15 protein-coding genes are annotated in these 13,863 nt (G+C 32.4%); 11 read left to right on the forward strand and 4 right to left on the reverse strand.

Going from position 1 to position 13,863, the window contains the following annotated elements; translation table 11 throughout:
- Positions 1-8 precede the first annotated feature (8 nt).
- The 9 genes from AC1RO3_RS04355 to AC1RO3_RS04395 all read left to right on the forward strand — a co-directional run bounded on the left by AC1RO3_RS04355 (position 9) and on the right by AC1RO3_RS04395 (position 9,019).
- Positions 9-1,124 carry an EpsG family protein gene (locus AC1RO3_RS04355; RefSeq protein ID WP_481761536.1) on the forward strand — a complete coding sequence of 372 codons (1,116 nt, stop codon included), beginning with the start codon at positions 9-11 and terminating at the stop codon, positions 1,122-1,124.
- 38 nt (positions 1,125-1,162) lie between these two features.
- Positions 1,163-2,092 carry a glycosyltransferase family 2 protein gene (locus AC1RO3_RS04360; RefSeq protein WP_481761535.1) on the forward strand — a complete coding sequence of 310 codons (930 nt, stop codon included), beginning with the start codon at positions 1,163-1,165 and terminating at the stop codon, positions 2,090-2,092.
- An 86-nt stretch (positions 2,093-2,178) separates the two neighbouring features.
- A complete protein-coding gene (locus tag AC1RO3_RS04365; RefSeq protein WP_481761534.1) occupies positions 2,179-3,066 on the forward strand; it encodes a glycosyltransferase family 92 protein in 888 nt (295 codons plus the stop codon).
- Between the two features lie 15 nt (positions 3,067-3,081).
- Positions 3,082-4,614 (forward strand): lipopolysaccharide biosynthesis protein, encoded by a 1,533-nt coding sequence (locus AC1RO3_RS04370; RefSeq protein ID WP_481761533.1) that lies wholly within the window; start codon positions 3,082-3,084, stop codon positions 4,612-4,614.
- Between the two features lie 87 nt (positions 4,615-4,701).
- On the forward strand, positions 4,702-5,580 hold the full coding sequence (rfbA, locus tag AC1RO3_RS04375; protein WP_481761532.1) for a glucose-1-phosphate thymidylyltransferase RfbA: 879 nt from the start codon (positions 4,702-4,704) through the stop codon (positions 5,578-5,580).
- Complete coding sequence (gene rfbC, locus AC1RO3_RS04380; protein WP_481761531.1) at positions 5,580-6,161, forward strand: dTDP-4-dehydrorhamnose 3,5-epimerase; 582 nt, start codon at positions 5,580-5,582, stop codon at positions 6,159-6,161. Before rfbA ends, rfbC begins: the two co-directional genes overlap by 1 nt.
- A gap of 19 nt (positions 6,162-6,180) precedes the next feature.
- Positions 6,181-7,209, forward strand: coding sequence for a dTDP-glucose 4,6-dehydratase (gene rfbB, locus AC1RO3_RS04385; protein ID WP_481761530.1), 1,029 nt, complete (start codon positions 6,181-6,183; stop codon positions 7,207-7,209).
- Positions 7,210-7,256: 47 nt separating this feature from the next.
- On the forward strand, positions 7,257-8,102 hold the full coding sequence (rfbD, locus tag AC1RO3_RS04390; protein ID WP_481761529.1) for a dTDP-4-dehydrorhamnose reductase: 846 nt from the start codon (positions 7,257-7,259) through the stop codon (positions 8,100-8,102).
- 104 nt (positions 8,103-8,206) lie between these two features.
- Complete coding sequence (locus AC1RO3_RS04395) at positions 8,207-9,019, forward strand: sugar phosphate isomerase/epimerase (protein ID WP_481761528.1); 813 nt, start codon at positions 8,207-8,209, stop codon at positions 9,017-9,019.
- Positions 9,020-9,049: 30 nt separating this feature from the next.
- Here the strand turns inward: AC1RO3_RS04395 and AC1RO3_RS04400 are convergent, their stop codons facing one another.
- The 4 genes from AC1RO3_RS04400 to AC1RO3_RS04415 form a co-directional block, all read right to left on the reverse strand.
- Positions 9,050-10,342, reverse strand: coding sequence for an APC family permease (locus AC1RO3_RS04400; protein ID WP_481761527.1), 1,293 nt, complete (start codon positions 10,340-10,342; stop codon positions 9,050-9,052).
- A gap of 103 nt (positions 10,343-10,445) precedes the next feature.
- A complete protein-coding gene (locus tag AC1RO3_RS04405) occupies positions 10,446-10,673 on the reverse strand; it encodes a DUF2922 domain-containing protein (RefSeq protein ID WP_409022132.1) in 228 nt (75 codons plus the stop codon).
- Between the two features lie 22 nt (positions 10,674-10,695).
- Entirely contained in the window at positions 10,696-10,896 is a 201-nt protein-coding gene (locus AC1RO3_RS04410; protein ID WP_409022133.1) for a DUF1659 domain-containing protein, read from the reverse strand.
- A 99-nt stretch (positions 10,897-10,995) separates the two neighbouring features.
- Positions 10,996-11,559 (reverse strand): sigma-70 family RNA polymerase sigma factor, encoded by a 564-nt coding sequence (locus AC1RO3_RS04415; protein WP_481761526.1) that lies wholly within the window; start codon positions 11,557-11,559, stop codon positions 10,996-10,998.
- 258 nt (positions 11,560-11,817) lie between these two features.
- On the opposite strand from AC1RO3_RS04415, the gene AC1RO3_RS04420 reads away from it, so the two are divergent.
- Both AC1RO3_RS04420 and AC1RO3_RS04425 read left to right on the forward strand, forming a co-directional pair.
- Complete coding sequence (locus AC1RO3_RS04420) at positions 11,818-12,669, forward strand: competence protein ComK (protein ID WP_481761525.1); 852 nt, start codon at positions 11,818-11,820, stop codon at positions 12,667-12,669.
- Positions 12,670-12,759: 90 nt separating this feature from the next.
- Positions 12,760-13,860, forward strand: a complete 1,101-nt coding sequence (locus AC1RO3_RS04425; protein WP_481761524.1) for a glucosaminidase domain-containing protein — start codon at positions 12,760-12,762, stop codon at positions 13,858-13,860.
- Positions 13,861-13,863: the final 3 nt, after the last annotated feature.

Below are 13,863 nucleotides of genomic sequence, written 5' to 3' on the forward strand. Positions count from 1 at the left end.
GAGTTTATATGACATATTTATTTGCAATAGTAACCAATTTCTTTTTGGATCATGTTCATGGTAAAAAAAATAATATCATTCCGTTCATTGGAATCGGAATATTAGCATGGCTAGCGGGTGCTGCTAGTAAGATGACGACGACCGATTATCCTAGTTATCTTATTAATTATGATAATAGTTCTTTAGCACCATATAATCACCAATTTGAGTGGGGCTATATGTGGCTTTCTCGAATTTTTGCGGCAAACGGAGTGACATATGCTGATTTTAGATTAATATTATTTATTGTTAGTTTTATTATTTTGACAGTTGCAATATTAAGATTTACAAAGAATTTAGGATCTTTTGTTTGGGTTTTTGCAATTTTTCCTTTTTTTAATGAGGCAACACAGGCACGTAATTTTTTTATGATTTCTATTGCTCTATTAGGGCTAAGTTTTTTACAGAAAAAAAATGTAAAAAATATTATTATTGCCATCGGATTAATCTTATTGAGCGCATCAATGCATTCATCTGGATATATATTTTTAATAATAATTCCCTTAAGCTTTTTGAGCGAAAAATATGTGAAAATTTTTGTACAATTAATTATTGGTTTTTTTGTAATTTTAACAATTGTACAATTTATTCCAGGTTTAAGTGGTTTATTGAAAAATATAATAACGAAAGTTTCATTGCATTCATCTAGGACACAATTGTTTGATAAACTGAACACAAGTTATGCTGCTGGTTCATCAAAAATAATGCTTATAGAAATAGCTTTATCATATTTTTCAATGTTAGGACTTGGATATTATTTTTTGAAAATTAATAGCCTATCAACTGAGATTAAAAATAAATTGAAATTGTTATTCTTAATTTCGTTAACTGGTCTTGTAGCACTCCCATTTTTAGTTATGTCGATACAATATCAACGGTTCCAACGTAACTCTTTCGCACCAATTATAATTGCATACGCGCTAATTAGGGAGCATAAAGATGAGATTGATAGTAGAATATTATTAAAGATTGATTTAATGATGGTGGGGATACTCTTATTAGCTGTTATAGCGTTTTATGGAGTGTTAGTACCACAAGAATTTGTTGACAGTATTCCATATTTAGTACATTGGAAATCGCTTTAGCATTGTCGTTTAAAGAAAAGTAATTAAGGAGTAAATTTTTGAAAAATATAGCTGTGATTATGTCAACGTATAATGGCGAAAAGTACGTCGAGGAACAATTAAATAGTATTATTGAGCAAAAATATAAAAATGAAGATAACATACAGATTTATGTTAGAGATGATGGTTCAACAGATAATACAATAGATATTTTAAAAAGATACGAAAATAAAAATTTGTTAAAAATAATTTATTCAAGCGGAAATATGGGTGTTAAACGTTCCTTTTTTGAATTACTTAGGGTTGTCGATGCTGATTACTATTTTTTTTCTGATCAAGATGATGTTTGGGTTTCAGATAAAATAATGCAATTTATGGATAAATTTGATTTGTTAGACAATAAAATAACACAAGCTATATTTTCAGATCTTATGATTGCTGATAAAAAGGCTGTTTCAACAAATATTAAAATGTCTAAAATGTTAGTAGGCGAAAATTATAATCATTCATTGAATGATTTATTATTCAATTTTAAAGTAACCGGAGCGGCATTAGCAATTAATAAGAAACTAAGAGATGAAGTACTTATGTTAACAGATGAAGATATTGAAAATGTAACAATGCATGATTCAATTATTGCTAAAATCAGCTCAGCAAGTGGGAATTTAACGTACATTGATAAAGTAACGGTTTACTATAGACAACATGAAAATAACGTCATCGGAATTGGTAAGAGTAATGTACACTTGTATGAAGTTTTTCGTAGATTAAAAATAAGATATAAACAATTAGGTCGGATTAAAAAGGAAAATATTGTTCTGTATGAAAGATTTTCTAATATCATTAAAAATGATACTGAAAAAAAAATGCTAGAAGATACATATAAGTTTTATGATACAAAGAATATCTTTAAAAGATATTCTTTGTATCATAAATTTCATAGTTTAATTAATACAACAGCACAAAGAATAATTATATGGTTTGTTTAATAGAGAGTGATTAGGTGGTTACTATCAATTTAATAAAAAAAAGTTTTAGGCGTAATTTTATTACGGCATATAATATGATAAAGTATATGAAAAATAAGATGAACTACGGAAATAAAAGGTATAAACAAGTAAAAATAATTGAAGAAAAAACTGATTTTATTAATAGCGTGTCATTAGTGGCAATTATTAAAAATGAAGCACTATACGTTCAAGAATGGATTGAATATCATAAAATTATTGGTATATCAAAATTTTATATTTATGATAACGAATCTACTGATAATTTAAAAGAAATTTTAGAACCGTATATTAAAAGTAAAGTGGTTGAATATATCTATTTTCCGGGTGATAAGCAACAAATACCAGCATATCTGGATGCTGTCGAGCGCTGTAAGACAGAAACAAAATGGCTATTAACACTAGATTTAGATGAATATTTAGTATTAATTGATGAAAAAAATATTGATTCTTTTTTAAATGAATTTAGTGAAAACGTTGCTCAAATTGAAATTGGTTGGGTGATGTTCGGCTCATCTAATTTGATTAAAAAATCAAATGGATTAGTTACTGAGACATTTTTAAATAGATCAAAAAATGATATTATTTTAGATTCAAAACCTATCGTAAATCCTAGATTAGTAATTGATATGAGAATACCACATTGGTATGATGTGGCCGGTAAAACGACTGATGAAAACGGAAATAGGTTATGGGGATATCCATGGACAAATGAAAAAAGACCTAAAATTGTATCAAGGGAACACGTGAGGGTTAATCATTACTATGCAAAATCACTTGAAGAATTCGAGAATAAAGTAAAAAGAGGATATGCTGATCAAAGTAATGATATAAAAGAACGTAGTTATCTTGATTTTAAGAAGCACGATATTAATGATGTCTATGATAACGGCATGTTAAAGTACACGGATAAAATTAAAACAGAAATTAAACGTGTACAAGAACTTAACAGATGAGGGTAAGTGTGATGTATGAATAATAATTCTCGAACTGGTATAGCAGCTAAAAATACATCAATCGCTGCACTATCGCAAGTAATAATGTTAGTTTTGAAGTTTGCATTGCAGACAGTATTTATTAAAACTCTTGGTGCCGATTACATGGGAATCAATGGGCTATATGCTAATGTGTTGAGTTTTCTATCCTTTGCTGAATTAGGGATTGGTGGGGCGATAACGTACTCACTGTACGATCCTCTTGCTACTAGTAATCATGGTGAAATTGCTGGTGTCATGAATTTATTTAGAAAAGTGTATAATGTGATTGGTATCGTAATTTTGATTATGGGTTTAGCATTTACTCCATTTATAACTATTTTAATGAAGGGCGGTAGTCCTGTACCATTTCCGCGAGTTATGTTTGTACTATTTTTATTAAATACGGTTGTTAGTTACTTTTTTACGTATAAACGTTCCTTATTAATTGCAAATCAAGAAGGATATAAGGATAGTTTAAATAGATTAATTTTTACGATAATGCAGACAGTATTACAAATTATCTTTTTACTTTTATTTAGACAATATGTTTGGTACTTAGTAATCCAAATAATTATAACATTGTTATCTAACTTGAGAATTTCAAAACTTGTTGATAGGGAATTTGAATTTCTTTCCGAAATGAAAACTGTTAAAGTAAATCCTAAAGTCATCAACTATATGAAGAAAAATATATTTGGGACTGTTTCTTCAAAAATTGGTACTATATTAGTTTTTGGAACGGATAATATATTAATATCGGCATTTTTAGGCGTTAGATTAGTAGGAATATATTCTAATTATATGCTGATTGTAAATAGTATTTCCAGTGTGTTGACACAAAGTATCTCTGCTGTCACAGCTGGATTAGGTAATCTAGGAGTAACGGAGGATGAAGATTATCAAGAAGTTGTGTTTTATCGTTATATGTATATAAATGCCGGTATTACATCAGTTATTGCTATAACGTTATACGCAGTTATTGAATCTTTTATTAAATTTTGGATAGGATCAAATTACGTCTTATCGAACTTTACCGTGTTACTTATTGTTATAAATTTTGTACTTGTTCAATTTAGACAGACTGTATTAAATTTTATTGGTGCACGTGGATTATTTTGGCCAATGAGATATAAATCACTACTTGAAGCTGTAGTTAATATGATAGTTTCAATTCTTTTGTTAATGACAACAAATCTCGGCATTAATGGTATATTAATTGGTACAATAGTAAGTAATATTGGAATTAATTTATGGTGGGAACCACTTATCTTATTCAAATATGGATTCAAACGTAGTATGAAAAAATATTATCTTAAATATTTTGGTTATATGGGAATAATTGGAATAGAATTAGGAATAATTTCGTATTTACTAAAAATTATTGTAATTCAAGGGATTTTCAGTATTTTGATAGCATCTGCTGTTGTATTTATTCTAGCAAGTACATTATTCTATTTCTTATTTATTAGATATGACGAAACAAATTATGTTAAAAAATTGGTTTTAAGAAGGATATTAAATAAATAATGATTTTTATTTTTAAAAGCTGTGTTAAGTAGTTATTGTAGCTACCATTTACAAAAATTAATTAGAATATTTTAGGAGGAAAAGTGTATGAAGGGAATAGTTTTAGCCGGAGGTAGTGGGACTCGTTTATATCCATTGACACGTGCATCAAGTAAACAGCTGATGCCGATTTATGATAAACCAATGATCTATTATCCAATATCAACATTAATGTTGGCAGGTATCAAGGATATTCTAATTATTTCTACTCCTGAAGATACGCCACGTTTTCAAGAATTATTGGGCAACGGTTCTGAATTAGGCATTAATTTAGAGTATGCCGTTCAACCTACACCAGATGGATTAGCAGAAGCATTCATTATTGGTGCTGATTTCATTGGTAATGATAGCGTTGCGCTCATCTTAGGTGATAATATTTATTATGGTCCAGGTATGACTAAGATGCTTGAACGGGCTGCAAATCAAACTGAGGGGGCTACCGTATTTGGTTATCAAGTGCGTGATCCCGAGCGTTTTGGTGTTGTTGAATTTGATGAGAGCCATAAAGCAATTTCGATTGTTGAAAAACCGGATCACCCTAAAAGTAATTTTGCAGTAACAGGCTTATACTTTTATGATAATTCAGTTGTTGATATAGCAAAAAATATTAAGCCGTCACCACGTGGCGAACTTGAAATTACGGATGTTAACAAGGTCTATCTTGAAAAAGGAAGACTACATGTTGAAATTATGGGACGTGGATTTGCTTGGCTTGATACAGGGACACATGCAAGTTTACTTGAAGCAGGGCAGTTTATTGAAACTGTTCAAAGAATGCAAAATATGCAAGTAGCTAATTTAGAGGAAATCGCCTATCGAATGGGTTATATTTCACGCGAACAATTAATTGATCTAGCACAACCACTCAAAAAAAATGATTATGGACAGTACATGTTACGTATCGCAGAAGAAGAGGATAAAAAGTAATGGGTAAATTAAAAGTATCAACAACAAAGTTACAAGATGTTAAGATTATTGAACCAGCAGTATTTGGTGATAATCGCGGCTTTTTTACGGAGTCATATTCAGACAAAGATTTCAAAGAAGCTGGAATAGATATTGATTTTATCCAAGATAATCATTCATTATCAACACAAGCTGGCGTTTTAAGAGGACTTCATTTTCAACGTGGAGAAGCTGCACAAACTAAATTAATTCGGGTCGTGACAGGGGCAGTACTAGATGTTATTGTCGATGTTCGAAAAGGTTCACCTACTTATAAACAGTGGGAAGGATATATTCTTTCTGCAAGTAACCATCGCCAATTATTAGTTCCTAAAGGGTATGCCCATGGATTTGTAACATTAACAGATGATGTTAATTTCCTTTATAAATGTGATGGTTACTACAATGCAGCAGCAGATGGTGGGATTTCATTTAAAACTCCTGAACTAAATATTGATTGGCCTATTGATTTTGACCAAGCAATTACATCTGAAAAAGATGCTGCACAACCAACGTTTACAGAGTTTGAAAAAGACAATCCGTTTGTGTATGGAGAAATCTAAATAGGAGAGGTGTTTTTAAATGAAAAATATTATTGTAACAGGTGGGGCCGGATTTATTGGTTCTAATTTTGTCCATTATGTGGTTAATAACCACCCAGATGTTCACATTACCGTGTTAGATAAATTAACTTATGCAGGAAATAAAGAAAATTTAGCTGGACTACCTGCTGATCGTGTTGAGCTAGTAGTGGGAGATATTACTGACGCTAAACTAGTTGATGAACTTGTTAGCAAAACAGATGCGGTAGTACATTACGCTGCAGAAAGTCACAATGATAATTCTTTAAAAGATCCATCACCTTTTATTCAAACTAATATTATCGGAACATATACATTGCTAGAAGCTTGTCGTAAATACAATGTCCGCTACCATCATGTTTCAACTGATGAAGTGTATGGAGACTTACCATTACGCGAAGATTTACCCGGTCATGGGGAAGGTGAAGGTGAAAAATTCACACCTGAAACACGTTATAATCCAAGCAGTCCATATTCATCAACAAAGGCTGGATCAGATTTATTAGTTCGTGCATGGGTGCGTTCATTCAATTTACAGGCAACAATTTCAAATTGTTCCAATAATTATGGACCATACCAACATATTGAGAAGTTTATTCCAAGACAGATTACTAATGTTTTGAGTGGAATCCGGCCTAAGTTATATGGTTCTGGTAAAAATGTTCGCGATTGGATTCATACTAATGATCATTCAAGTGCTGTCTGGGCTATTTTAAATAAGGGTCGTATTGGTGAAACTTATTTGATTGGTGCGGATGGTGAACAAGATAATAAGGCTGTTTTGGAGTTGATTTTAGAATTAATGGGTCAACCTAAAGATGCTTATGATGTCGTTAAAGATCGCCCAGGACACGATTTACGATATGCTATTGATTCATCAAAATTACGTGAAGAGCTTGGTTGGAATCCTGAATTTACTGATTTTAAATCAGGATTACAAGATACGATTGATTGGTACCGAAATAATGAAAATTGGTGGAAAGCTGAGAAAGATGCAGTTGAAGCAAATTATGCAAAAAATGGACAATAATAACTAAGAATGGACTTAAGTCCATTCTTTTTTTGAAGGAGCTAATTATGAAAATATTAATTACGGGTGTAAATGGTCAATTAGGAACAGAATTAAGTCATTTATTAGATGAAAAAAAGATTGTATATACAGGAACTGGTTCTAAAGATTTAGATATTACTGACTCAAAAGCAGTTAATAATTATTTTTTAGATAATCGCCCAGAAATTGTCTACCACTGTGCAGCTTATACAGCTGTTGATAATGCTGAAGAAGAACCTGGTAAAGCTATTAATGAACAAGTTAATGTTATAGGTACTCAGAATATTGCCACAGCAGCAGAATCTGTGGGTGCTACGTTAGTTTACATTAGTACTGATTATGTATTTGATGGGACTAATGATCAAATGTATACAGAAAAAACACCCACTGCGCCTAAAAATGAATATGGTCGGACGAAGTTAGCTGGAGAAGAAGCCGTTGCTAAAATAATGAGTAAGTATTATATTATCCGTACATCATGGGTTTTTGGCGAATATGGAAAGAACTTCGTCTATACGATGCTAAACTTAGCTAAAACTCATGATCATCTGACTGTTGTTAGTGATCAGGTTGGACGGCCAACTTGGACTAGAACGCTGGCTGATTTTATGTTATATGCAGTTCAAAAAAATATTCCTTATGGGTTATATCAGCTTTCTAATGATAATTCATGTACTTGGTATGAATTTGCTAGTGAGATTTTAAAGGATGAAGTAGTTGAAATAAGTCCAGTAACGTCTGAAGAATATCCACAAAAGGCATACCGACCTAGACATTCAGTTATGGATTTGAGTAAAGTTAAAGCAACGGGATTTGAAGTACCAAGTTGGCAAGATGCTTTACATGAATTTATGGCTAAAATTGAAGTATAGAAAAGGGGAGTTTTCTAGTGATTTGAGAAATTGAATCATTAGAAGTCACTCCTTTTTATTTTCACCCAATTTAATGCTAACATAGTACCAAGGAGATGATTCAAATGACAATACCATTAGGATTAAAGGCGGGAACTGACCCAATTCAACTCCATGATCGGTTACAACATAATCCAGATATTTTTGAATTCTATCTAAATGAATTTGATGTTTCTGGAGATGGATTAAAACGATTATCAGATGAGATTGATGAGGTGAAGGCAACTACGAAGAAGATTGTCATGCATCATCCAATGAAGGTTGGTGAACAATCTGTTGAATTAGCCGTTTCCGAAACAGCTGATCCTAGGTTATATCGTTTTGTTAGAGAAAGTACTGAGACATTGATTCAGCTCGCAAAAGATAAATCAATTCAAACCCTCATTCATGGTTCATATAATCGACAAACGCCAACAATTATTGCTGAATATCCTAATTTTGAGGTTGCGGAATCAGCGTTATTTAATCGGATGGATTATTATCAAAAATATGGACAAAATAACGTCATGTTTGAGAATTCGATTTCTGATTTATTTTATTATGGGTCTGAAGAGATGGATCAGTTTATTCTACAAAAAGGGTATCGCTTAGCATTTGATACATCGCATGCCTTTATTAAACAAGCAGGTAGTAATACTGACTTACAAGCGAGTTTGAAACGGTTAATGCCAAATATCGTCCATTATCACTTAGTCGATTCAATGGGTAAATTTCATGATAGTTTAACTTTAGGAAAAGGCAAGATTGATTGGAAGTTAGCATATCCTTTGCTTAATCCAAATGCAACGACTATTTACGAAATTGATTTAGAAAATCAAAATGATTGTCGCGAAATGTTGGAAAGTCATGAATATCTACAAAATTTAATAGAAAAATAACCATTGGTTTTGAACTTTCAAAATCAATGGTTATTTTTTTCGGTTATCAAACCAGTAGAGTAAACACCCTAGTACTAACACGATAACGCCGAATAAGATGATTTTCCAATTAAAACTTAACAGTAAGTAAAGTGAGATAATTAATGCAAGGCTTGGAATAATTGGACCACCTGGTAATTTGAAACCTTTTGGTAAATTTGGATCATTATTGAATTTAAATGTTGCTAGAATTGTTGGTACATATTGGACAAACGATGCAAAGACAATGCATGATACTAAGAATAAATAACTACCGCTAAGTAGCAGGAGGATGCTTGTGATAGATGTCACAATGATTGCGATAACCGGTGTATTGTGTTTACTTTGCTTACCGATTATTTTTGGTAAAAGCTGATGTTCATTTGCTAGCGATGCAGCCACAATAGGTGTATTGAATGATACTGAGATGGCAACCCCAAGAATAGAGATCAACATCCCAATGATAATGATCATATAACCCCACTGACCAAAGATACTTTTGAATGCCGCAGCAATTGGTAATGAGTACGATCCTAAGTTAGGGCCAAGGATACCCACGGCAACCGTTTGAAGTAAAACATATAATAAAGTCACCGTTGCAATAACGCTTAATAGTGCTTTCGGAATATTCTTTTCCGGATTATCCATTTTAGCAGCAGCAATCGGTAAAAATGAAAAGCCAGTATACATATAAAAAATGACACCAAATGCTGTATTAAATTTCGTAAATAACTGAGTGTTACTGTGAATATCAGTCGGAATCATGGGCGTAAAATGAGCATCCTTAATGAAGAAAGCACCGACAATAATAAAGAGTAACATGATAAATACTTTAGCTGCAGAAGACAGATTGTCTGCGAAATCTAGAATAGCTGTTCCAAAATAATTAATGATGCCTAGAATAATGACTAAGGCAATTGCTGAAACATCATAAATAAGCGTTTGTTGTAATGCTGGAAAAAGTATTTTTAAGACAGTTAGTAACGCAGCAATTTCGGCTGACAAAGTCACTACGCCTAATATCCAAGTAAATATACCAACTTGAAAACCAGTAAATTTACCGAATGCATTATAGGCATATAACCAAGCCGCACCATCTTCCGAAAATTTACTTGCTAGTGTTGCGTAACAGAGCACAATCATGGTGACTGCTAATGCTGCAGCGATAATTGTAAAGATACTGAGTGGTCCAATATCATTATAAATTTTACCAGATAATAAGAAAATCCCCGATCCAATAATACCGTTAATTCCTAACAAGAAAACCGTGAAAAACGTCATTTTTTTATCTTCTATTTTATTCATTACAATCCCCCTAAATTTTAGAATAGCCAATATGATGTTAAAAGGCAATTGATAGGTGCTATGAGGGTACAAAAAAAGCCAACAATTAAGTTGGCTTTTACGGTTAAACTAAATCGTTTGTGTAGATTGGTGTTTCAATGGTTTCAACAAATTGTGCTGAGATAGGGGTTACGAACATTTTTTCGTTATCACGATGGAATAAATCAGAACCTGTAATGTCATCCATGGCTTTCTTAACGGTTGCTGGATCTAAATCTGTATTAACGTAACGTAATTTCATATGGCGCGTTTTACCCGCTTCATTTTTAAATGCTAAATCTAATTGTTTCATATAATTTCCTCCTTAGGTTTGATTAAGCTAAAAGACTTGATTCTGTGCGGATGGTCATTTTAACGGTGTTATCACCAGTTAATGAAGCAACTGTAGCGCCGAGTTGTGCAATAGCTTCGTTAGAGGCATTTTCAGTAATGTTAGCGAATGAACGTTTACGTTCAGAGCCGTCAGAACTTAATCCCTCAACGATAACGTTTGTTTTTACCCAAGTTTTACTCATATATGTTCTCCTTTGTGTGTCTATATTTGATAAGTGCCGCGACGCCTTACATAGATAATAAAGAATCGGTTAACCATTTTGTAAAGCAAATACTGATATTTATTCTTGATTCATTTGAGCAATGACTAAAAGTACTTTCCGACCGACGCTATTACGCCAGTTATAGGCTGTTTGACGGCTAACATGATGACTGGCAGCAATTTCTGTGACTGTTTTGTGTCTAATATAACAATCGACTAGATAATGTTGTTCGGCGTTTGAACAGAGGTCATAGAGTGATTTAAAAAGGTGTTCTGTAAATAATTTTTCAGCGATAGTATCTTGTGTTTGGAGGGTTAAATCAATGATGGAATCAGTTGGATTAGTTGAATCATCCTTATTAGGTTCTAAATGCGTTTGTTGATTAGATTGTCGATTAATTAAATCAAGAAGTCGCCAGTAGACACGTTGATAGGCGTAAACCATGAAAGTTTGTTCATTATCTTCAATAGTTTTAGGGTATTGGTCATATGCAGCGCTGAATGCTAATCGTGCTTCTTGTACGAAATCGTCATATGAAGCATGCGATTGATTAATCGACATTCTTTTTAGAACACCAAAGATAAGTTTTTCACGGTCATTTTTCAGTAGAAAAGCTAGACCTGGGTTTATTTGATTTGACATATTAGTAGAGTTGCCTCGTTTCTTTTAAGATCCCTTGGCCAAGGTTCTTAATTAGAATACGAGGTTATTCAATTTTAAAATAGACGACGAAATGAGCGTATTTATGGGTTTTTGATGAGCATTTAAGAATTAAAGGTAGACTATTAATTTTCTTAAGATAAACTTAACAATTAGACTTAAGTTCACACAAGATTAGTTACAATTAAATCTGTAACATAGGATAAGTTGTTAAATGAAAGTAAGAAAAGGAGTAGGCTATTGAACTTGGAGAATGAATTAGAACGGGATTTTAAAGAAATTATAGATTATCCAGAAACACGCTTATTGACTGTTGGGTCTCAATATTGGCGAAACTTGTTGGAGAATCATCCAATAATAGACGTTACGGATGATCATTTTTTTACAGAACATGGAATTGTAACGGATAACTATCAAGTGAACATGGAGACAACTTTGTATATTCACCATATAACACACAGACGGGATGATTTACGATCCATTATTTTTGATAAGCATAAAGATATTTTATTATGTAAATACACAACAACAAATTTTGTGAATCGCTTGATTAATGAAAAAATTCTAACTTTTGTCGCAATGCGTGCGATTGTGTCATTAGTTGAAAAGAAACAAGCTCTACCTTACACATGTGGTATGTATCAGTTATTTCCAGATAGTGGGCCATCAAAACGGGATGCCTCATGGACGGCAGGACACCATCTTGCTAATATTTCCGATGTAGAAAATGGAACTGATTTATTTTTCAACAATGGATTAAGAATTAGAGTTCAAAGTAAGTATTCGCAATTTCTAAAGCAATTAAATTTAGCGCATCTTTTTACAGATATTCAAGTTTCTTTGGCCAGTAAAATAGCTGCAGAACTTGGTTTTGAAAATCCAACACCCCAATTTAGATATCATGATGCTATCTTATCTTTAGTTCAGAACAGACGTGATACCTATGTGGATAAAATAGATTTCATTAAGGAAGTTAAGCATTTATTAGCCATCTACACGTTGAAAGGGTATTCTGATGAATCACCTGACGACTCAATTATCAAAAAAACGTGTAGTTGGGCGCATACTAATAGAGGCATTATGCGTTACTAATTGTAATCATAATGTAACGGAAAAAGGCGTTATTAGACATGCAAATTTGATATAATTAAAGCTGATAATTTCGGAAAAATAGGGGGAAATATGAAAAATAAAAAGTTGTTAACAAAATTAGTTACGGTAACATTTGTTGCTATTACGGGATTTAGCTCAATAAACTTACCAATTGGGAATCAAAGTAAAAATGAATCAACAGTTACGGCAGCCACGACTGCCCAAACAAAGGCTCTCATTGAAAAGAATGGACCAACGATTCAAGCAGTGTCAAAAGATAAAAACTTGTATCCATCAGTGATGCTATCACAGATGATTCTTGAATCTTCTTGGGGTCAAAGTACGTTGGCAAAAAAGGCTAATAATTTTTTTGGTATGAAGGGTGCCTATAAGGGACAATCATATTCAGTTAAATCATTGGAATATAATAGCAAAGGGAAAGCTTATTATGCGGTGTCTAAATTTAAAAAATACCCAAATGCTAAAGCATCTATTCAAGATTATGCCAACCATTTACGTAACGGTGTAAGTTGGGATGCTAAGTATTACTCAGGTACATGGCGTGAAAAAGCTAGTACTTATCAAAAAGCAACAGCATCATTGAGTTTAAAATACTCGACAAGTAGTGCCTACGGTAAAAAATTAAATAACTTAATTTCTAGATATAATTTAGCTAGTTTAGATAATACCGTTAAAGTCGCTTATAATGGCGCAGCCGGTTCTGAAACAGTCAAAGTAGCTAATACTGGTTACCGTCTTTACAATCATGTTAAAGGAACAGCAGGTAGTCGTGATAAAGGTGCGGCTGCTAAGTTGACAGGTAAGACAGTCTATGCGGACATGCGTGGCGTAAAAGAAGGTAGCACAACTTGGTATCGAGTAAGAGTTAAAGGCACATCAACGAAGTATTGGATCTATAAACAAGCATTAAAATTAAGAAAAACAAGTTATTCTACAGTAAAAAATACAGGAAATTTTAATAATAAATCATATCAGTTACATAATCATGTTTATAATTCAGATTATTTATCTAAAAAGACAGGTCAATCAAAAACACATAATAATAGAACTTATACAATTAATAAAAAAGCGATTATTACTGATTACAATGGGTCTAAATCAACGATGTACCGAGTCAAAATTGGATCTACTAATCATTGGGTCTATAAGGGAGCCATTAATAAACATTAATTT

It is taken from the genome of Dellaglioa sp. CoH-57-MRSF-19 (assembly GCF_056781975.1).

Coding starts and splice junctions, on each gene's coding strand:
- AC1RO3_RS04410 (WP_409022133.1), bottom strand. CDS start 10,896: ATGAGTAAAACTTGGGTAAAAACAAACGTTATCGTTGAGGGATTAAGT.
- AC1RO3_RS04395 (WP_481761528.1), top strand. CDS start 8,207: ATGACAATACCATTAGGATTAAAGGCGGGAACTGACCCAATTCAACTC.
- AC1RO3_RS04400 (WP_481761527.1), bottom strand. CDS start 10,342: ATGAATAAAATAGAAGATAAAAAAATGACGTTTTTCACGGTTTTCTTG.
- AC1RO3_RS04415 (WP_481761526.1), bottom strand. CDS start 11,559: ATGTCAAATCAAATAAACCCAGGTCTAGCTTTTCTACTGAAAAATGAC.
- AC1RO3_RS04370 (WP_481761533.1), top strand. CDS start 3,082: ATGAATAATAATTCTCGAACTGGTATAGCAGCTAAAAATACATCAATC.
- rfbA (WP_481761532.1), top strand. CDS start 4,702: ATGAAGGGAATAGTTTTAGCCGGAGGTAGTGGGACTCGTTTATATCCA.
- rfbD (WP_481761529.1), top strand. CDS start 7,257: ATGAAAATATTAATTACGGGTGTAAATGGTCAATTAGGAACAGAATTA.
- rfbB (WP_481761530.1), top strand. CDS start 6,181: ATGAAAAATATTATTGTAACAGGTGGGGCCGGATTTATTGGTTCTAAT.
- AC1RO3_RS04405 (WP_409022132.1), bottom strand. CDS start 10,673: ATGAAACAATTAGATTTAGCATTTAAAAATGAAGCGGGTAAAACGCGC.
- rfbC (WP_481761531.1), top strand. CDS start 5,580: ATGGGTAAATTAAAAGTATCAACAACAAAGTTACAAGATGTTAAGATT.
- AC1RO3_RS04355 (WP_481761536.1), top strand. CDS start 9: ATGACATATTTATTTGCAATAGTAACCAATTTCTTTTTGGATCATGTT.
- AC1RO3_RS04365 (WP_481761534.1), top strand. CDS start 2,179: ATGAAAAATAAGATGAACTACGGAAATAAAAGGTATAAACAAGTAAAA.
- AC1RO3_RS04425 (WP_481761524.1), top strand. CDS start 12,760: ATGAAAAATAAAAAGTTGTTAACAAAATTAGTTACGGTAACATTTGTT.